The following is a 17435-nucleotide window of genomic DNA, read 5'->3' on the forward strand; positions in this document are numbered from 1 at the left end:
CATCCGTGATGCAGTTCCTTCTCGCGTTCATCGTGGTCGTCCCCCTCATCGGCGCCGTGGCCGCGCTCCTGCCGGCCCCGCCCGGACTGAAGGGATCCAGCCCCGACCAGGCCGTGCTCCGGCACGGCGTGACCGTCACCGGCGCGATCCTCCTCGCCGTGATCGTGCTGGCCGCCGGCTTCGACCACGACCATCCGTCGAAGATGCAGGCCACCACCGACATCAGCTGGATCCCGGCGCTCGACGTCCGCATCCATCTCGGCATCGACGGCATCTCGCTCCCCCTTCTCGTACTGACCGCGCTGCTGACCTTCCTCTGCGCGCTCTACAGCTACTTCAAGATGCCCGCGGGCCCCTCCCCGAAGGCCTTCGTCGCACTCGTCCTCGTCCTGGAGTCCGGCACCCTCGCGACCTTCGCCGTCCTCGATCTGCTGCTGTTCTTCCTGGCGTTCGAGATGGTGCTCATCCCCATGTACTTCCTCATCGCCCGCTGGGGCGGCGCTGCGAGGCAGGCCGCCGCCTGGAAGTTCATCCTCTACACACTGCTCGGCTCGGTGATCATGCTGCTGGGCCTGCTCCTCATCGGACTGAAGAGCGGCACCTTCGACATGGTGGCACTCGCCACTGACAACGGCCGGGGGCTCACCTCGTCCGTGCAGGTCATCGCCGTTCTGGCGATCGGTGTCGGGCTCGCCGTGAAGACCCCGATGTGGCCGCTGCACAGCTGGCTCCCGGACGCCCACACCGCCGCTCCGACCGTCGGCTCGGTCCTGCTGGCGGGCGTCCTGCTGAAGATGGGTACATACGGATTCGTCCGCATTCTGCTGCCCATCGCCCCGGACGGGATGCACACCTTCGCGCCCTACCTCGCCGCCTTCGCGGTCGTCGGCATCGTCTACGGATCGCTCGCCTGCCTCGCACTGGTCCGGCCGGGCTCCAAGGGCGATCTCAAGCGCCTGATCGCTTACTCCTCCGTCGGACACATGGGCTTCGTGCTCCTCGGCATCGCGAGCATGACCCCCACCGGAGTCAACGGCGCGCTCTTCGCCAACATCGCCCACGGCCTCATCACCGGCCTGCTGTTCTTCCTGGTGGGCGCGGTCAAGGACCGGTACGGCACCGCCGACCTCGACACCCTCTCCGGTGCCACCGGGGCCGCGCTCTACGGCCGCGCGCCCCGCCTCGGCGGCCTCCTCGCCTTCGCCGCCGTCGCCTCCCTGGGCCTGCCCGGCCTCGCCGGATTCTGGGGCGAGATGCTCGCCCTGTTCGGCTCGTTCGACCCGGCCGAGGGGCTCAGCCGCCCCGCCTTCCTCACCTTCATGTCGATCGCCGCGTTCGGCACCCTGCTGACCGCCGCGTACATGCTCCTGGTCGTGCGCCGGGTCTGCATGGGCGAGAAGCGCGAGGAAACGCACCGGATCGCCGACATCCAGAGCTACGAATTCGCCGCCTGGAGCCCGCTCGTCGCCCTCACCGTCCTCGCCGGCCTGTGGCCCGCCGTCCTCCTCGGCCTCACCGACCCCGCCGTGCAGAAGCTCCTCGCAGGAGGCAAGTCGTGACCACAGCCGTCGTCCCCCCGGGCGTCGTCACCGCAGCGGCCGAGAACACCACCAGCCTCGTCCAGTCCGTCGACTGGCTCGCCATCGCGCCCCCGGTCGTGGTCGCCGCTGCCGCCCTGATCGTCCTGGTCGCCGACCTCTTCCTGCCCGAGGAGCGCAAGCCGCTCCTCGGCTGGGTCACCATGGCCGGACTCGTCGCCGCACTCGCCTTCCTCGTCCCGCTGCGCGACGGAGACCACTCCACCTTCTGCCTGACCGCCGCGACCACCGGCACCGGTGGCGCCGGGGCCTGCAGCTACACCGCCGACCACTTCGCCCTCGTCATCCAGGCCCTGGTGCTCGGCGGCGCCCTGCTGACCGCCCTGCTCTCCCTCGGCGACACACGCAGGCTCCCCGCGGGCGAGTTCTGGTTCCTCCTGCTGTCCTCGGCGTCGGGCGCGGCGCTCCTGCCCGCCGCCCGCGACCTCGCCACCCTCGTCGTGGCCCTCGAAGTCGCCTCGCTGCCCGCCTTCGCCCTGGTCGGCATCAAGCGCGGCGACCGGCGGTCCTCCGAAGCCGCACTGAAGTTCTTCCTCTCCTCCGTCGTCGCGACCGCCGTCATGCTGCTCGGCGTCAGCTTCGTGTACGCGACCACCGGCACACTGCACCTCACGGAGCTCGCGACCCGGCTCGATGACGTGCCGGGGCAGCTCGACACGCTCGCCCAGGCGGGCGTCGTGCTCACCCTGGTCGGCTTCGCCTTCAAGACGGCCGCCGCGCCCTTCCACTTCTGGGTGCCCGACACCTACGTCGGCGCCCCCCTGCCGGTCGCCGCCTACCTCTCGGTCGTCGGGAAGGCGGTCGGCTTCTCCGGCCTCATCCTCGTCACCGTGATCGCGTTCCCGGCATACGCCGACGTCTGGGGACCGGCCCTCGCCGTCCTCGCCGCGCTCACCATGACGATCGGCAACGCGGCCGCCCTGCGTCAGAACGCCACCCGCGTCCGCAGCGCCGTACGCCTGCTCGCCTGGTCGTCCGTCGCCCAGGCCGGCTACCTCTTGGTGCCGATCGCCGCCGCCGCGTACTCCAGTGACGAACACATCGGCTCCACCGTCGCGTACGCGCTCATGTACGCCGTCGTGAACCTCGGCGCCTTCGCCGTCGCCGCGCTCGTCGCCCGTACGAGCCCGGGGAACCGGCTCTCCGACTACCGCGGCCTGTACGCCACCCGCCCCCTCGCCGCTCTCGCGATGGCCTTCTTCCTGCTCTGCCTGGCCGGCCTGCCGCCCGGCATCGTCGGCCTCTTCGCCAAGGTCACGGTCTTCTCCGCGGCCGTCGACGCGGGACTCGGCTGGCTCGCCGTCGTCATGGCCGTCAACGTCGTGATCGCGCTCTACTACTACCTGCAGTGGACCGCCGCGCTCTTCCGTTCCCCGGAGGAGGTCCCGGAGAAGGGGGCCGTACCTGTGGCGGAAGGCGGACCGGCGGGCACCACCGTCCGCGCCGGACACCATGTCCCGGCCCACCTCACCGCCGCGATCGCCCTCACCGCCGTCGTCGGTGTGCTGCTCTCCGGCGCCCCGCAGACGGTCCTCAGGTTCGCCGCCGTCAATCTTTTCTGACGTTCTCAAGATCGGTTTGCCCGGGACTGCCCGCACAGGGCAAGGTCATGCCCGCACATCCCCACACGCACCCATTTCCAGAGGAGCAAGAGCAGTGCTGAACGGGTTCAAGGACTTCATCCTGCGCGGAAACGTCATCTCCATGGCCATCGGGCTGGCCGTCGGAGCCGCGTTCACCGCAGTCGTCACCGGATTCAGCACCGCCTTCATCACCCCGCTGATCGGGCTCGCCACCGGTTCCGTCGGCGACTTCAGCTCGGCGGAGTTCTCGGTCGAGGGCGCCATCTTCCCGTACGGGAAGTTCCTGGCCGCCGCCATCGCCTTTCTGATCACTGCGGCGGTGCTCTACTTCGGCGTCGTCGTTCCCATGACGAAGGTCCAGAACCGCTTCTCCAAGGCGGACGAGAAGGTCGACATCAAGGCCGCCCTGCGCGACTGCCCCCGCTGCTTCACGGAGATCCCGGCCATCGCCTCGCGCTGCGCCCACTGCACCAGTGAGATCAAGCCGGACCCCGAGGCCCTCGCACTCGCCGGCCTCCCCGCCCAGCGCTGAACCACCGGGCACGGACCGTCACGCGCACGGCCCCTCCACCCGTACGGCCCAGAGCCTGATCCGGCCACACATGCCGGACAGGCCCTGTCCCACGGCAGCACGCACAAGGGAACTAGCTCTCCTCGCCTGGCGTTGACCTGTACGGGAGGCTCCACTGGGGGAGTGGAGACCACCAAGCAAAGGGTCCCCCTGCCGCACCACTTGGAGGGCGTACCGTGCACCGCCGGCACAACGGGCTGAAAACCGCCGTACTCCTCGGGGGACTGTCCGCACTCATCATCGTCATCGGAAGCTTCTTCGGACGTACGGGCCTGATCGTCGCGCTCCTTGTAGCCATCGGCACCAACGCCTACGCGTACTGGAACAGCGACAAGCTGGCGCTCAGGGCCATGCGGTCCCGCCCCGTCAGCGAATTCGAGGCGCCACAGCTCTATCGCATGGTCCGCGAGCTCTCGACAGCGGCCCGCCAGCCCATGCCCCGGCTCTACATCTCCCCGACGCAGGCCCCCAACGCCTTCGCCACCGGCCGCAACCCGCGCAACGCGGCGGTGTGCTGTACCGAGGGCATCCTGCAGATCCTGGACGAGCGGGAGCTGCGCGGAGTCATCGGGCACGAGCTGAGTCATGTCTACAACCGCGACATCCTGATCTCGTCCGTCGCCGGAGCGCTCGCCTCCGTCGTCATGTTCCTGGTCAACTTCGCCTGGCTGATCCCGGTGGGCCGGTCCAACGACGACGAGGGTCCCGGCATCCTGGGCATGCTGCTGATCATGATCCTCGGACCACTGGCCGCGTCCGTCATCCAGTTGGCCGTGAGCCGCTCCCGCGAATACGAGGCGGACGCCTCCGGAGCCCAGCTGACCGGTGACCCACTGGCTCTCGCCAGCGCCCTGCGGAAGCTCGACGCCGGCACGAAACAGCTCCCGCTGCCCCCGGAGCCGAGGATCGAGACCGCGAGCCACATGATGATTGCGAACCCCTTCCGCCCCGGCCAGGGCATGTCCAAGATGTTCTCGACACACCCGCCGATGGCGGAGCGCATCGCCCGACTGGAACAGATGGCAGGTCATCGCCCGTGAAGACAATCCTGAACGTCATATGGCTGGTCCTGTGCGGCTTCTGGATGTTCCTCGGCTACATGGCCGCGGGCCTTCTGCTGTGCATCACGATCATCGGCATCCCGTTCGGCCTCGCGGCCTTCCGCATCGGCATCTACGCCCTGTGGCCCTTCGGCTACACCGTCGTCGACCGCCGGGACGCGGGCGCGCCCTCCTGCGTGGGCAATGTCCTGTGGCTGATCCTCGCCGGCTGGTGGCTCGTCCTCGGCCACATCACCACCGGCATCGCACTGTGCATCACGATCATCGGCATCCCGCTCGGCATCGCCAACTTCAAGATGATTCCCGTCTCCCTGATGCCCTTCGGCAAGGAGATCGTCCGGACGGACCAGCAATTCGCCGGCTGGTAGGACGCCGGTGTCCGTCGACGGGGGCGGGAGGCACCGACGGGAGAACGGCCAGGACGGACCCCGCGCCGGTACGGACGCCGCGAGCGCCGTCGGGAACCGCCGGCGCGCCGCCCGGAGCCGCACGCACCGGCGGCCCCGGCCGATTGTCAGTGCCGTCGTCCACCATGAACCCATGACCGACACCGAGCAGTTGCCGGCGGCCGCGGAGAAGACCGCGCGCACCACCCCGCGCTGGGAGAAGTATCCCCTTCCGGCGCCCCTGTCCACCGAGGCCGTCACGTGTGCCGAAGCCGCCCTGGGGTTCACACTGCCGCCTCTGCTCACCGCGCTGTACACCCGGATCGCCAACGGGGGCTTCGGGCCGGAGTACGGTCTGATGCCGCTGATCGGCGACCGGGCCCCGGACGGGGAGGAGTCCGCCGTCGCGCAGTACCTCGCCCGCCGCCGAGCCGCGGCCGAGGGGGACGGCTGGCCGTGGCCGGAGGGCGTCCTGCCGATATGCAGCCTGGGATGCGGGATGTATTCCTGCGTGGACTGCCGCAGCGAACGCACCACGGTGCTGCTCTTCGAGCCGAACGCCGACGAGCCGGAGCACGCCTGGTACGTGGATCAGCCCGATCTCGCCCAGTGGCTGCGCGGCTGGCTGGACGGCACCGCGTGGTACTGCGAGGAGTCCGAGGACGAAGGGGCGGAGATGGCGCCCTGGCCGGATTTCAGCGCCCGCGTATGACCTGCGGGCGAGCGGGGCACGTTTCGGCCGCCGACCGCGACCGCCCGTTCGCAACCGTCCGACCGGCAGGAACGTCTTGGATTCCAAAACCGAGTGACGGGTAGGTTCGCACGCATGAGCATTATTGGTTGGATCATTCTCGGACTGCTTGCCGGCGCCATCGCCAAGGTCCTGCTCCCGGGCCGCGACCCGGGCGGCCTGGTCGGCACCACCCTCATCGGGATCATCGGTGCCTTCCTCGGCGGCTGGATATCCTCGCGCTTCCTCGACCGCCCCATCTCCAACGACTTCTACGACACGGCCACCTGGGTCGCGGCCGTCGGCGGTTCGCTGGTCCTGCTGATCCTCTACCGGCTGCTCTTCGGGAACTCCCGCGAACGCCGCTGACCTCCGTCAGCGCCCGGGAGCAGTCAACCCGGTCTGGCGCAGGGTCAGATTGAGCCGGCCGCGACTCAACCCCGTCGCCGGATCGGCCGTCCCGGGGCAGACCTTCGGCACACCGTGGAACGCGAAGCGTGAAGGTCCACCGAAGACGAACAGGTCGCCGGAGGCCAACTCCACGTCCGTGTAGGGCCTTCCGCGGTTCTCGGTGTTCCCGAAGCGGAAGACGCACGTGTCGCCGACGCTGAGCGACACCACCGGAGCGCCGGACCGCTCCTCCTTGTCCTGGTGCATGCCCATCCGTGCCGCGCCGTCATAGAAGTTGATGAGGGCGGTGTCCGGCGCGTACGTCCGCGCCGGGCCTTCGTCCCCGTACGCCTCCCGCAGGGCCTCCCGCCCCAACTCCGCGAGCCACTCGGGCAGTGCGGCGACCCGCGCCCCGTTCACATCGTCAGCCGTACGTGAATACCGGTACGGCTGCCAGTGCCACCCCAGACAGACCGTCTGTACGGACATCACCCCGCCACCCGGCAGCACGGTGTGCCGCAGCGGCACGGGCCCCCGCGCCCACTCCCGGCAGGCCGCCACCAACTCCCTCTGGCGCGCCGGCGACAGCCACTCGGGCACATGCACGGCCCCCGGCGCGACGACGGCCCGCGGCCTCGGAAACAGCCCGGACATGTCAGCGCACCGCCAGGGCGCCTTCCAGCCCAAGAAGCTGTTCCTTGCGCTCCACGCCACCCGCGTAACCCCGCAAGGTCCCGTCCGCGCCGATCACCCGATGGCACGGCCGTACGACCAGCAGCGGATTGCGCCCGATCGCCGTCCCCACAGCACGTACGCCCGCCCCCGGCGTACCGATCCGTTCGGCGATCTGTCCGTACGACACGGTCTCCCCGTACGGGACGGTGTCCAGGGCAGCCCAGACACGTCGCTGGAAATCGGTGCCGACGCCGTCCGCGCAGACGATGTCGAAACGGGTCAGCCGCCCCTCGAAGTACTCCCGGAGCTGTGCGGCGATCCCGGCGAAGGCCTCCGGCGCGTGAACCCATCCGTCCTGGACGACCGCGGCGCTTTTCTGGCCGGGCAGCGAGAGCGAGGCGAGGGCGACCCCTCCGGCCGCGCCAGGGGCTTCCTCGCCGACCAGCAGCAGTTCACCCAACGGGCTGTCGACCGTTGCGTACATGGTCATGACTCGTCCCTCTCCTTGCCCGTCATGGCCGGAAATCGACAGGATCGTCGTCCGGTACGGACAAGTCTGCGTCCCCCGCTCCGACGCGACCGGCGGTATTCGGACATCGCGTCCGAGTGCGGGGCGGAGCGGCGCATCCCGCTTCGCGCCACCCCGCGCCCGAAAGACGCGCGAGCTGCCGAAGACCTACCGGTAGTTCACGAACTGCACGGCGAAGTCGAAGTCCTTGCCCTTCAGCAGCGCCTGCACGGCCTGCAGGTCGTCCCGGCTCTTCGAGCTGACCCGGAGCTCGTCGCCCTGGACCTGCGCCTTGACGCCCTTCGGTCCCTCGTCGCGGATGGTCTTCGCCACCTTCTTGGCGTTCTCCTGGGAGATGCCTTCCTCGATCGTGGCGAAGATCTTGTACTCCTTGCCGGACAGCTGCGGCTCGCCCGCGTCCAGCGACTTCAGCGAGATGCCGCGCTTGATCAGCTTGGACTGGAAGATGTCGAGGATCGCCTTGACCCGCTCCTCGCCGTTGGCCTCCATGAGGATCTTCTCGCCGGACCAGGAGATCGAGGCGCCGGTGCCCTTGAAGTCGTAACGCTGCGAGATCTCCTTGGCGGCCTGGTTGAGGGCGTTGTCGACCTCCTGCCGCTCGACCTTCGAGACGATGTCGAAACTGGAGTCGGCCATGACGTGTGGCTCCTTGTATCGGGGGTGCTGGGAACGGGGTGCATACGGGCGGCGGCGGGCCTGCCGGCCCCGCCGATCAAAGCCTAAGGGCTGTCCCATGATCCCCGGCGGGTGCGCGACGGCAGCCGCGACAGCTCGTCGCGTCGCCGTGGCGCCCGAATGCGCCCGGTACGAGGGCGCCTCTGCGCCGTGCGATCCACGCCGCCGACGCCGCGCGCAGGTCCACCAGGGAATACCGGACACTCCCCGGTCACCCGCGCCCGATCGGGCCGCTGATCAATCCAGTGGCGGAGCACCCCTGGGCATCGGGTATCGTTTACGTCGTTGCCAAGGAGCACCGCCGAAAAGTGGTTCTCATGGCAGCAATCCCTGGCGGTGTGCCCGAGTGGCCAAAGGGAGCAGACTGTAAATCTGCCGGCTCAGCCTACCCAGGTTCGAACCCTGGCGCCGCCACATGGTAAGGCCCCTGTCCTCGGACAGGGGCCTTCTTTGTTTCTGCCGCAAGGGTCGTTTCTGCTGCGAGGGTCGTGAACATGGAACCTGTGCTGGTCAGCGCCTGTCTGCACGGCGTGCCCTGTCGCTTCGACGGCCGTGCCAAGGCCTCTGCCGCCGTGGCCGACGCCCTCGGGGACCGGCACCCCGTCGTCTTCTGCCCGGAGGTCGCCGCCGGACTGCCCACCCCTCGTCGCCCCGCCGAGATCGTCGGCGGCGACGGCCACGACGTCCTCGACGGGCGCGCCCGCGTCATCGACGACGCCGGGCACGACGTCACGGAGGAGTTCGTGGACGGCGCCGGACGCGCGCTGGAGGCCGCCCGGCGGGCCGGCTGCACCGAGGCGCTGCTGATGGCCCGCAGCCCGTCCTGCGGGCGCGGCAAGGTCCATGACGGCACGTTCACGGGCGAGCTCCGCGAGGGCGACGGCGTCACCGCCGCTCTGCTGGAGCGCCACGGCATCACGGTCCGCCCGGCGCCGGGCGGCTGAACCGGAGGAACGGGCCGCCGGCCGGGACCGGGCATCCGGCCGTCGGACAGCCGGATCGGCGGCTCAGTTCCCCGCCACGTCCTTCACCGCGACCGCCACCGGCACACTCCCCGAGATGAGCTCCAGCGTGAGGCCCGCCGTCGCCGGGGTCTCCAGCAGTTCCACCAGCGCCGCCGCCACGTCGTCGCGCGGCACCGGCCCGCGGCCCGCCGAGGCGGTCAGGAGGACCATGCCCGTGCCCGCGTCGTTCGTCAGCATCCCGGGGCGCAGGATCGTCCAGTCGAGTGCGGTCCTGGAGCGCACGTACGCGTCCGCGGCGCCCTTCGCCCGCAGGTACGCGTCGAAGACCTCGTCCCCGGGGTGGTCGGGATCGGCGCCCATCGACGAGACCACGACGTAGCGCCGTACGCCCGCCCGTTCCGCCGCGTCCGCGAACAGCACGGCCGCGCCGCGATCCACCGTCTCCTTGCGCGCCGAGCCGCTGTTCGGGCCCGCACCGGCCGCGAAGACCGCCGCGTAGGCGCCGCGCAGCACCTCCGCCACCTCCTCGACGGAAGCGGATTCGAGATCCAGGACGACCGGTTCGGCGCCCGCCGCCCGGACGTCCCCGCTCTGTTCCGGATTACGGATGACACCGACGGCCTCGTAGCCGCCCGCAGCGAGCAGCCGCTCCAGCCGAAGCGCGATCTGACCATGTCCACCTGCGATGACAATGCGCATGCTCCCGACCGTACGCCGCCACGGGCCGCCGTGCTCAGGGCCCGCCGCAGGGACCGGAATCCGGCCGGCCCTGGCGCGGCAGGCCGAGGGCGACGACGGTCTCCGAGTCGCAGTACTCGCGCACCGCGCTCGTCCGCGCCACCACCCGGCCGCGGTGCACCACGACCCGGCTGTAGGCGAGCGACAGCGCCCCCGAGAGCTGCTCCCCGCGCACGGCGAGGAGCTCGGCCGGAAAGCCCGCCTCGACCCGGACCTCGGGCAGCCCCATCGCCCTCCTGGCGGCCGATGACACCGCCTCGTAGGCCTCGTCGGCGCGCATCCCGCTCTGTGAGGCCAGCAGGTAGGCGGCCTCCAGCGGATCCCCGCGGCCCACCGGGTTCGCGACGTCCCGCAGCGCCCCGCTGCCCGCCGCGACCCGTACGCCGGCCGCGCGCAGCAGCCGTACGGGCGCGGCGCCCCGGCCCTCCACCCCGCCGCAGCCGCCCTGGGGGAGGCAGATCACCGTCACCCCGGCCGCGGCGAGCTGGTCGGCGGCTCGGGCCGAGGACTGCGAAGGGAGCAGGGAGAGGCCGGCGCACGGACCGATGGAGACGCCCGGCCGCAGTCCGCCGGACATGGCGGCCAGTCGGCCGAGCCGGGCCGGATCGTCACCGTCCGTGTGCAGATCGACGGGGCAGCCCTGTTCGGCGGCGATCTCCAGGACGGCTTCCACGTACCCCGCCGGGTCCGGATCGAGGTCGGGGCAGCCGCCGACCGCACCGGCCCCCATCTTCACCGCCTCACGCAGCATGGCGAGATTGTCGGCGCCCGCGATGCCGGTGAGCAGCCGGGGCACGGCGACCGGGGTCAGCTCGGCCAGTCCGCGCAGCGAGTCGCGTGCCCGCAGTACGGCTTCCAGGGAGGCGAGGCCCTGGACGGAGCCGATCCGTACGTGCGCGCGCAGCGCGGTGGCGCCGTGGCCGAGCTGCAGCAGGGCGGCCTCGGTGGCGCGGCGCTGGATGTCCTGGGGGCGGTGCGACACGGGGCCCGGGGTGTCGGGGCCCGAACCGCCGGCGGTGAGCGCGGTGTCGCTGTGGGCGTGCGGTTCGGCGGGCGCGGGAAGCAGCAGGTGGCCGCGCAGGTCCACTCGCGGGCCGGGGGCGGTCAGGCTGCCCGCGGTGCCGACGGCTTCGATGCGTCCGCCACCGAGCCGTACGTCCACGACGCGTCCGTCGGTGAGACGGGCGCCGCAGAGCACCAGGGTGCCGGTCTCGGCGGTGTCGGGGCTGCTGGTCGCCTCGGCCGCGTCGGCGGTGTGGTCGTCCGGCTGCCACGGCTGGCTGTCGGGCATCGCGCTCCTGGGAAGGGGTACAAGATCACGCAGAGTGAGACGAGCCTAGGGGCGTGTTCGGCCTGGTTCGAGGAGGAGCGAAATAGTCGTACCGGTGTGGCCCCCGAGAGGGACCCGGGACACGGTTGTGCTGCTGGGGCGGCGGTGGCGCACGTGGTTGCCGAGGCGCTGCTCAAGTGGCTGATGGGCGGGCCGGAAAGGGGTCGATCAAGGGATCGGCCGGGTGCCGGTCACGGTCGCCGGACGGGGCTGCGAAACGGATTTGGGCGATCGGCGACCAACCGTGTAATGTCTTCATCGCTCGCCCCAATAGCTCAGTCGGTAGAGCGTCTCCATGGTAAGGAGAAGGTCTGCGGTTCGATTCCGCATTGGGGCTCTGGTGATCGGGAAACCCCGCTTCGGCGGGGAGACTCGTCATCAAAGCGGTGTAGCTCAGTCGGTAGAGCAAGCGGCTCATAATCGCTGTGTCACCGGTTCAAGTCCGGTCACCGCTACTTACGGTAGCCGATTGTGGGGTCGGTCCTTCGATCGGCTACTCTTTTTTGCGTTCATCCGTCCATCCGTCCGTCCAAGGAGCACTCACGTGGCTGCCACCGACGTCCGCCCGAAGATCACGCTGGCCTGCGTGGAGTGCAAGGAGCGGAACTACATCACCAAGAAGAACCGGCGCAACAACCCGGACCGTCTTGAGATGAAGAAGCACTGCCCGCGCTGCAACTCGCACACGGCGCACCGAGAAACGCGCTGAAAAAGGCTCGTACACGAGGCCGTCCCCACAGGGGGCGGCCTCGTGTCGTTGTATGGGGCTGTCCTTCGGTCTTTTCATCTTTCATCAGGAGGTAGCGAGCTCATGGCGCTCGACCATTCCTTCGTGGGGCGGACCTACCCGCCCACGCCGCCGTACGAGGTCGGCCGGGAGAAGATTCGCGAGTTCGCCGAGGCGGTGGGCGACACCAATCCGGTGTACGTCGACCCCGAGGCAGCCAAGGCGCTCGGCCACAGCGATGTGATCGCCCCGCCGACGTTCGTGTTCTCGATCACCTTCAAGGCCGCGGGGCAGGTGGTGCAGGACCCGCAGCTGGGTCTGGACTACAGCCGCGTGGTGCACGGCGACCAGAAGTTCGCCTACGTGCGTCCCGTTCGGGCGGGGGACCGGCTGACGGTCACCTCGACGATCGAGGACGTCAAATCCATGGCCGGCAACGACATCCTGGACATCCGTGGCGAGGTCCACGACGAGTCCGGTGAGCATGTCGTGACCGCGTGGACGAAGCTGGTGGCGCGCGCCGCCGAGGAGGCGTGATGACGGCGAAGGTCGCTTACGAGTCGGTCGAGGTCGGTACGGAGCTGCCGGCGCGGTCCTTCCCGGTCACCCGGGCGACGCTGGTGCAGTACGCGGGCGCTTCCGGTGACTTCAACCCGATCCACTGGAACGAGAAGTTCGCCCGCGAGGTCGGATTGCCGGACGTGATCGCGCACGGCATGTTCACCATGGCCGAGGCGATCCGGGTGGTCACGGACTGGGCCGGCGATCCGGGTGCGGTCGTCGAGTACGGGGTTCGCTTCACCAAGCCGGTCGTCGTCCCGAACGACGACGAGGGCGCCCTGATCGAGGTCGGGGGCAAGGTGGCCGCCCTGCTGGACGACAAGCGAGTGCGGGTGGATCTGACGGTCATGAGCGAGGGCAAGAAGGTGCTGGGCATGTCCCGCGCCGTGGTGCAGCTCGGCTGAGCCGCCGAATGTGGCGTAAGGGGCACCGTCCATGGGGCGGTGCCCCTTACGCATGTGCCTGTCGCGGCTGAGATCCCGCGTCGACAAAGTTGGTGATTGAGCACTAACTCCATGGCATGGCAAGGATGAGTGCAGATGAGCGGCGCGAGAGCGTCGTCCGTGCGGCGATCACCGAGTTCGCCCGCGGCGGATACAACGCCACCTCCACCGAGGCGATCGCCAAGCAGGTGGGGGTCTCGCAGCCGTACCTCTTCCGCCTCTTCCCCAACAAGCAGGCCATGTTCCTCGCCGCCGCCGAGCGCTGTCTCGTGGACACCCGGAAGGTCTACTCCGAGGCGGCCGAGGCCCCGACGCCTCGTACGTCTCTCAGCTGCCCGGCCTGATGGTCGGTAGCGTCGGCATGGCTCTGTACTTCGCACCCGCCGCCAGCCTCGTGATGTCCAGTGTCCGCCCCGCCGAGCAGGGCATCGCCTCCGGCGCCAACAACGCCCTGCGCGAGGTCGGCGGAGCCCTCGGGGTCGCCGTGCTCGCCACGGTCTTCTCCTCGCGGGGCGGTCACGACTCGGCGCGGTCCTTCACGGACGGGACCGTTCCGGCGGTGTGGATCGGTGCCGGCGCGGTGGTGCTGGCCGCCCTCGTCGCCCTGCTGATACCGGGCCGCCGCAACGCCCCGGCCCCGGAGCCCGAGGCGGCCGACGAGCGTGTCCCCGTAGCCGCCTGAGCCACGGTCGCGTGTGTACGGTCCGTGGCCCCGCCGCTCGGGCGGGGCCACGGACCGTACTCTTGTCCCCGTGCAGGAACTCCACGACGCCCCCCTCGCCCCCCTGACCACCTTCCGGCTCGGCGGCCCCGCCGCCCGCCTCCTCACGGCGACGACCGACGCCGAGGTGATCGAAGCAGTGCGCGAGGCCGACGACAGCGGCACCCCGCTCCTCGTCATCGGCGGCGGCAGCAATCTGGTCATCGGCGACAAGGGCTTCGACGGTACGGCTCTGCGCATCGCGACCAAGGGCTTCGCCCTGGCCGGCACGACGCTGGAACTGGCCGCCGGAGAAGTCTGGACGGACGCCGTGGCGCGTACCGTCGAAGCCGGTCTCGCGGGCATCGAGTGTCTGGCCGGAATTCCGGGATCCGCGGGTGCGACGCCGATCCAGAACGTCGGCGCCTACGGCCAGGAAGTGTCCTCCACGATCACCGAGGTCGTCGCCTACGACCGTTGCACTCGGGAAACGGTCACCGTTCCGAACAACGAGTGCGCGTTCTCGTATCGGCACAGTCGCTTCAAGGCCGAACCCGACCGTTTCGTGGTGCTGCGTGTCCGCTTCGAACTGGAAGAGGCAGGCGGCCTGTCCGCGCCCCTGAAGTACCCCGAAACGGCCCGTGTCATGGGCGTCGAACAGGGTGAGCGCGTCCCCCTCGCGGCCGCCCGTGAAACGGTGCTCAGGCTCCGCGCCGGCAAGGGCATGGTGCTGGACCCCGAGGACCACGACTCCTGGTCGGCCGGCTCCTTCTTCACCAATCCGATCCTGGAGCAGGCGGAGTACGAGACGTTCCTCGCTCGCGCCAAGCACCGGCTCGGACCCGAGGTGACGCCCCCCGCCTTTCCCGCGGACCGGGGGCGCATCAAGACCTCCGCGGCCTGGCTCATCGACAAGGCCGGTTTCACCAAGGGATACGGCACCGGTCCGGCCCGTATCTCCACCAAGCACACCCTCGCGCTCACCAACCGCGGCGGCGCGACCACCGAGGACCTGCTCGCGCTCGCCCGCGAGGTCGTCGCCGGGGTCCACGAGGCATTCGGCGTCACGCTCGTCAACGAACCCGTGACGGTCGGCGTGAGCCTTTAGAAGGCCTCTCGTTCGGATCATGCCCGGCTCGCGTGCCCCGGCCCGGCACCTCGCCGCGGTGTCGCCTCACCCGAGTGCGTCCGACACGAGGACGATCCCCGGCCTTGCGGCATACCGCACCGCATGCCGCGAGCTCCCCGGCCGGCCTTCCCGCCACCGCACTGGAACGGCACGCCGCTCAGTACGCCACGCCCACGCCCTGCTTCACCGCGTCCGGATCATCGATCAGCGCCAGCATCGCGTGCGCCACATCGGCCCGCGAGATGGTCCGGCCGCTGCGCGGACTGCCGCCGACGACGGTCCGGTACTTCCCCGTCAGAGGCCCGTCGGTGAGCCTCGGCGGCCGTACGGACGTCCAGTCCGTCGTGCTCCGGGCCAGCGCGGCCTCCATCAGCGTCAGGTCTTCGTAGACCTCCTTGAGGATCGCCCCGACCACCTTGCGGACCAGTCGGTCCGGCAGCGGGTCGTCGGCGGGCCGCGGCCCGACCGGGGCGGCGCTGACCACGACCAGCCGCCGCGTTCCCTCGGCCTCCATAGCCCGCAGCACCGTCCCGGTCAGCCGTTCCGCGACGCCGTCGGCCCTCCGGCCGCGCGAACCGAGCCCGGAGAGCACCGCGTCCCGGCCCGCGACCGCATCGCGCAGTGCCTCCGGATCGTCGATGCGCGCCGCCGTGTGGACCTGTACGTCGGAGAGCGGGACGGGCAGTCGCGCCGGATCGCGCACCACCGCTGTCACCTCGTGCCCCGCCGCCACCGCCTGGCGGACGATCTCCTGACCGACGCCGCCCGTCGCGCCGAACACTGTGATCCTCATTGCGCACCCTCCTGGGGTGGGTAAGTATTCACTCACCCACTAGGGTTAGTGGATACTCACCACCTCGTCAAGTTTCACTGGAGTCCACATGGAGCAGAAGCCGGCCCGCGTCCGCATCGTCGACGCCGCCCATCAGCTGATGCTCACCATCGGCCTGGCGCGCGCCACCACCAAGGAGATCGCCAGAGCCGCCGGCTGTTCGGAGGCCGCGCTCTACAAGCACTTCCCGAGCAAGGAGGAGTTGTTCGTGGCCGTGCTCAAGGAACGGCTGCCCAGGCTCACCCCGCTGCTGAAGCGGCTCATCGCGAGCCCTGGGGCGGGGGAGCGGACCGTCGAGCAGAACCTCACCGAGATCGCCCGCCAGGCGGCCCTCTTCTACGAGCAGAGCTTCCCGATCGCCGCCTCGCTGTACGCCGAGCCCACACTCAAGGAACGCCACAACGCGGCGATGAGGGAGCTGGGCACCGGCCCACACATGCCCATACGTGGCCTGGACGCGTATCTGCGCTCCGAGCAGGCCGCCGGACGGGTACGAGCCGACGCGGACACGTACGCGGCCGCCTCGCTGCTCCTGGGGGCCTGCGCGCAGCGGGCGTTCGCATACGAGGCCACGGAGGCCGGAGCGCCACCGCAGTCCCTCGACGACTTCGCCGCGTCCGTGGCCGGGGTGCTGATGCGAGGGGTCGGAGTGTAGACCGGGCCGGGCCGGACGCCGCGAGCCGGTGAACCTGTCCGGTCACAGCACTAGCTGTATTCACCCGCCGGCTTCGACAGCCAGTCGTCGATGTTCGTCAGGAGCTCCTTCCGGACCGCGGCCGGGGCCGCGGAGCCCCGCACCGACTGCCGGGCCAGTTCCGCCAGCTCCTCGTCCGTGAACGCGTGGTGGCGTCGTACGAGCTCGTACTGCGCGGCCAGCCGGGAGCCGAAGAGCAGTGGGTCGTCAGCGCCGAGGGCCATCGGCACCCCGGCCTCGAACAGTGTGCGCAGGGGTACGTCTGCGGGCTTCTCGTAGACGCCCAGCGCCACGTTCGACGCCGGGCACACCTCGCAGGTCACCCCGCGCTCCGCCAGCCTGCGCAGCAGCCGCGGGTCCTCGGCGGCCCGTACGCCGTGCCCGATCCGGGCCGCGTCGAGATCGTCCAGACAGTCCCGCACGCTCGAAGGGCCGGCCAGCTCGCCGCCGTGCGGGGCCGCCAACAGACCGCCGTCGCGGGCGATGGCGAAGGCCCGGTCGAAGTCCCGGGCCATCCCGCGCCGCTCGTCGTTGGAGAGCCCGAATCCGACCACCCCCCGGTCCCCGTACCGCACGGCGAGCCGGGCCAGCGTCCGGGCGTCCAGCGGATGCTTCATCCGGTTCGCCGCGATCACCACCCGGATCGGCAGACCGGTCTCGCGCGACGCGCCGTCCACCGCGTCCAGGATGATCTCGATCGCTGGGATCAGCCCGCCGAGCAGCGGGGCGTACGAAGTGGGGTCGACCTGGATCTCCAGCCAGCCCGAGCCGTCCGCGACGTCCTCCTGGGCCGTCTCGCGCACGAGCCGCTGGATGTCCTCGGCGGACCTCAGGCACGACCGGGCGATGTCGTAGAGCCGCTGGAAGCGGAACCACCCGCGTTCGTCCGTGGCCCGCAGCCTGGGCGGCTCGCCGCCGGTCAGGGCCTCCGGCAGATGCACGCCGTACTTGTCGGCGAGTTCGAGCAGGGTCGTGGGCCGCATCGACCCGGTGAAATGCAGGTGCAGGTGGGCCTTGGGCAACAGCCGTACATCACGCTCCATCCCAAGATCCTGCCGTACGCGTGGGGTCCAGCGGTAGCCGCTTTCCCCATCGGGTTGACCACCGAACAGGAAAGC

General features: G+C 70.3%; 20 protein-coding genes, 3 tRNA genes and 2 pseudogenes. 18 read left to right on the plus strand and 7 right to left on the minus strand.

Annotation, left to right across the window (positions count from 1 at the left end; translation table 11 throughout):
* Window positions 1-8 precede the first annotated feature (8 nt).
* From ABZ826_RS03085 to ABZ826_RS03115, 7 genes are all read left to right on the plus strand, one after another.
* Window positions 9-1559, plus strand: coding sequence for an NADH-quinone oxidoreductase subunit M (locus ABZ826_RS03085; protein ID WP_361441804.1), 1551 nt, complete (start codon window positions 9-11; stop codon window positions 1557-1559).
* Complete coding sequence (locus tag ABZ826_RS03090) at window positions 1556-3160, plus strand: NADH-quinone oxidoreductase subunit N (RefSeq protein ID WP_361441330.1); 1605 nt, start codon at window positions 1556-1558, stop codon at window positions 3158-3160. The genes ABZ826_RS03085 and ABZ826_RS03090 overlap by 4 nt, the downstream gene beginning before the upstream one ends.
* Window positions 3161-3254: 94 nt before the next feature.
* Window positions 3255-3713: an MscL family protein gene (locus tag ABZ826_RS03095; RefSeq protein ID WP_361441333.1), complete on the plus strand. Its 459-nt coding sequence runs from the start codon at window positions 3255-3257 to the stop codon at window positions 3711-3713.
* A 215-nt stretch (window positions 3714-3928) separates the two neighbouring features.
* On the plus strand, window positions 3929-4792 hold the full coding sequence (gene htpX / locus ABZ826_RS03100) for a zinc metalloprotease HtpX (protein ID WP_361441336.1): 864 nt from the start codon (window positions 3929-3931) through the stop codon (window positions 4790-4792).
* On the plus strand, window positions 4789-5181 hold the full coding sequence (locus ABZ826_RS03105) for a YccF domain-containing protein (protein ID WP_361441339.1): 393 nt from the start codon (window positions 4789-4791) through the stop codon (window positions 5179-5181). Before htpX ends, ABZ826_RS03105 begins: the two co-directional genes overlap by 4 nt.
* Before the next feature lie 172 nt (window positions 5182-5353).
* A complete protein-coding gene (locus ABZ826_RS03110) occupies window positions 5354-5911 on the plus strand; it encodes an SMI1/KNR4 family protein (RefSeq protein WP_361441342.1) in 558 nt (185 codons plus the stop codon).
* Window positions 5912-6025: 114 nt separating this feature from the next.
* Window positions 6026-6298, plus strand: coding sequence for a GlsB/YeaQ/YmgE family stress response membrane protein (locus ABZ826_RS03115; protein ID WP_327273538.1), 273 nt, complete (start codon window positions 6026-6028; stop codon window positions 6296-6298).
* Between the two features lie 6 nt (window positions 6299-6304).
* Here ABZ826_RS03115 and ABZ826_RS03120 read toward each other — a convergent pair whose 3' ends face one another.
* The 3 genes from ABZ826_RS03120 to ABZ826_RS03130 form a co-directional block, all read right to left on the minus strand.
* Complete coding sequence (locus tag ABZ826_RS03120) at window positions 6305-6973, minus strand: alpha-ketoglutarate-dependent dioxygenase AlkB (protein WP_361441346.1); 669 nt, start codon at window positions 6971-6973, stop codon at window positions 6305-6307.
* 1 nt (window position 6974) lies between these two features.
* Window positions 6975-7484, minus strand: a complete 510-nt coding sequence (locus ABZ826_RS03125) for a methylated-DNA--[protein]-cysteine S-methyltransferase (RefSeq protein WP_361441349.1) — start codon at window positions 7482-7484, stop codon at window positions 6975-6977.
* A gap of 186 nt (window positions 7485-7670) precedes the next feature.
* A complete protein-coding gene (locus ABZ826_RS03130) occupies window positions 7671-8159 on the minus strand; it encodes a YajQ family cyclic di-GMP-binding protein (protein WP_361441352.1) in 489 nt (162 codons plus the stop codon).
* A gap of 371 nt (window positions 8160-8530) precedes the next feature.
* Here ABZ826_RS03130 and ABZ826_RS03135 point away from each other — a divergent pair.
* A tRNA-Tyr gene (locus ABZ826_RS03135) sits at window positions 8531-8612 on the plus strand.
* An 80-nt stretch (window positions 8613-8692) separates the two neighbouring features.
* Window positions 8693-9142 (plus strand): DUF523 domain-containing protein, encoded by a 450-nt coding sequence (locus tag ABZ826_RS03140; protein WP_361441355.1) that lies wholly within the window; start codon window positions 8693-8695, stop codon window positions 9140-9142.
* A 63-nt stretch (window positions 9143-9205) separates the two neighbouring features.
* On the opposite strand, the gene ABZ826_RS03145 is transcribed toward ABZ826_RS03140, so the two are convergent.
* Both ABZ826_RS03145 and ABZ826_RS03150 read right to left on the minus strand, forming a co-directional pair.
* Window positions 9206-9862, minus strand: a complete 657-nt coding sequence (locus ABZ826_RS03145; protein ID WP_361441358.1) for an SDR family oxidoreductase — start codon at window positions 9860-9862, stop codon at window positions 9206-9208.
* A 34-nt stretch (window positions 9863-9896) separates the two neighbouring features.
* Entirely contained in the window at window positions 9897-11192 is a 1296-nt protein-coding gene (locus ABZ826_RS03150; protein WP_361441361.1) for an amidohydrolase family protein, read from the minus strand.
* A 303-nt stretch (window positions 11193-11495) separates the two neighbouring features.
* Here ABZ826_RS03150 and ABZ826_RS03155 point away from each other — a divergent pair.
* The 8 genes and pseudogenes from ABZ826_RS03155 to ABZ826_RS03190 all read left to right on the plus strand — a co-directional run bounded on the left by ABZ826_RS03155 (window position 11496) and on the right by ABZ826_RS03190 (window position 14770).
* Window positions 11496-11568: transfer RNA gene (locus tag ABZ826_RS03155), tRNA-Thr, on the plus strand.
* A gap of 45 nt (window positions 11569-11613) precedes the next feature.
* Window positions 11614-11686, plus strand: a tRNA-Met gene (locus ABZ826_RS03160).
* A gap of 89 nt (window positions 11687-11775) precedes the next feature.
* Complete coding sequence (rpmG, locus tag ABZ826_RS03165; protein WP_003956487.1) at window positions 11776-11940, plus strand: 50S ribosomal protein L33; 165 nt, start codon at window positions 11776-11778, stop codon at window positions 11938-11940.
* A 102-nt stretch (window positions 11941-12042) separates the two neighbouring features.
* Window positions 12043-12495, plus strand: coding sequence for a MaoC family dehydratase N-terminal domain-containing protein (locus ABZ826_RS03170; protein ID WP_361441364.1), 453 nt, complete (start codon window positions 12043-12045; stop codon window positions 12493-12495).
* Window positions 12495-12923, plus strand: a complete 429-nt coding sequence (locus tag ABZ826_RS03175) for a MaoC family dehydratase (RefSeq protein ID WP_351085030.1) — start codon at window positions 12495-12497, stop codon at window positions 12921-12923. The genes ABZ826_RS03170 and ABZ826_RS03175 overlap by 1 nt, the downstream gene beginning before the upstream one ends.
* Window positions 12924-13048: 125 nt before the next feature.
* Window positions 13049-13267: pseudogene (locus ABZ826_RS03180) on the plus strand (helix-turn-helix domain-containing protein); the annotation flags it as partial.
* A gap of 2 nt (window positions 13268-13269) precedes the next feature.
* A pseudogene (locus tag ABZ826_RS03185) lies at window positions 13270-13644 on the plus strand (MFS transporter); the annotation flags it as partial.
* A 70-nt stretch (window positions 13645-13714) separates the two neighbouring features.
* Window positions 13715-14770: a UDP-N-acetylmuramate dehydrogenase gene (locus tag ABZ826_RS03190; RefSeq protein ID WP_361441367.1), complete on the plus strand. Its 1056-nt coding sequence runs from the start codon at window positions 13715-13717 to the stop codon at window positions 14768-14770.
* Between the two features lie 178 nt (window positions 14771-14948).
* Here the strand turns inward: ABZ826_RS03190 and ABZ826_RS03195 are convergent, their stop codons facing one another.
* On the minus strand, window positions 14949-15584 hold the full coding sequence (locus tag ABZ826_RS03195) for an NAD(P)H-binding protein (protein ID WP_361441370.1): 636 nt from the start codon (window positions 15582-15584) through the stop codon (window positions 14949-14951).
* An 88-nt stretch (window positions 15585-15672) separates the two neighbouring features.
* Here ABZ826_RS03195 and ABZ826_RS03200 point away from each other — a divergent pair, with 88 nt between their 5' ends.
* A complete protein-coding gene (locus tag ABZ826_RS03200) occupies window positions 15673-16278 on the plus strand; it encodes a helix-turn-helix domain-containing protein (protein WP_361441373.1) in 606 nt (201 codons plus the stop codon).
* Window positions 16279-16328: 50 nt separating this feature from the next.
* Here ABZ826_RS03200 and ABZ826_RS03205 read toward each other — a convergent pair whose 3' ends face one another.
* Complete coding sequence (locus ABZ826_RS03205) at window positions 16329-17360, minus strand: adenosine deaminase (RefSeq protein WP_361441376.1); 1032 nt, start codon at window positions 17358-17360, stop codon at window positions 16329-16331.
* Between the last annotated feature and the right edge of the window lie 75 nt (window positions 17361-17435).

The organism is Streptomyces sp. NPDC047515, assembly GCF_040643055.1.
Taxonomy (GTDB): domain Bacteria; phylum Actinomycetota; class Actinomycetes; order Streptomycetales; family Streptomycetaceae; genus Streptomyces.

What these genes read in the sequence shown, in the direction of transcription:
- ABZ826_RS03085 (WP_361441804.1), top strand. Translation starts at nt 9, where the DNA reads ATGCAGTTCCTTCTCGCGTTCATCGTGGTCGTCCCCCTCATCGGCGCC.
- ABZ826_RS03110 (WP_361441342.1), top strand. Translation starts at nt 5,354, where the DNA reads ATGACCGACACCGAGCAGTTGCCGGCGGCCGCGGAGAAGACCGCGCGC.
- ABZ826_RS03115 (WP_327273538.1), top strand. Translation starts at nt 6,026, where the DNA reads ATGAGCATTATTGGTTGGATCATTCTCGGACTGCTTGCCGGCGCCATC.
- ABZ826_RS03120 (WP_361441346.1), bottom strand. Translation starts at nt 6,973, where the DNA reads ATGTCCGGGCTGTTTCCGAGGCCGCGGGCCGTCGTCGCGCCGGGGGCC.
- ABZ826_RS03125 (WP_361441349.1), bottom strand. Translation starts at nt 7,484, where the DNA reads ATGACCATGTACGCAACGGTCGACAGCCCGTTGGGTGAACTGCTGCTG.
- ABZ826_RS03130 (WP_361441352.1), bottom strand. Translation starts at nt 8,159, where the DNA reads ATGGCCGACTCCAGTTTCGACATCGTCTCGAAGGTCGAGCGGCAGGAG.
- ABZ826_RS03140 (WP_361441355.1), top strand. Translation starts at nt 8,693, where the DNA reads ATGGAACCTGTGCTGGTCAGCGCCTGTCTGCACGGCGTGCCCTGTCGC.
- ABZ826_RS03145 (WP_361441358.1), bottom strand. Translation starts at nt 9,862, where the DNA reads ATGCGCATTGTCATCGCAGGTGGACATGGTCAGATCGCGCTTCGGCTG.
- ABZ826_RS03150 (WP_361441361.1), bottom strand. Translation starts at nt 11,192, where the DNA reads ATGCCCGACAGCCAGCCGTGGCAGCCGGACGACCACACCGCCGACGCG.
- ABZ826_RS03170 (WP_361441364.1), top strand. Translation starts at nt 12,043, where the DNA reads ATGGCGCTCGACCATTCCTTCGTGGGGCGGACCTACCCGCCCACGCCG.
- ABZ826_RS03175 (WP_351085030.1), top strand. Translation starts at nt 12,495, where the DNA reads ATGACGGCGAAGGTCGCTTACGAGTCGGTCGAGGTCGGTACGGAGCTG.
- ABZ826_RS03195 (WP_361441370.1), bottom strand. Translation starts at nt 15,584, where the DNA reads ATGAGGATCACAGTGTTCGGCGCGACGGGCGGCGTCGGTCAGGAGATC.
- ABZ826_RS03200 (WP_361441373.1), top strand. Translation starts at nt 15,673, where the DNA reads ATGGAGCAGAAGCCGGCCCGCGTCCGCATCGTCGACGCCGCCCATCAG.
- ABZ826_RS03205 (WP_361441376.1), bottom strand. Translation starts at nt 17,360, where the DNA reads ATGGAGCGTGATGTACGGCTGTTGCCCAAGGCCCACCTGCACCTGCAT.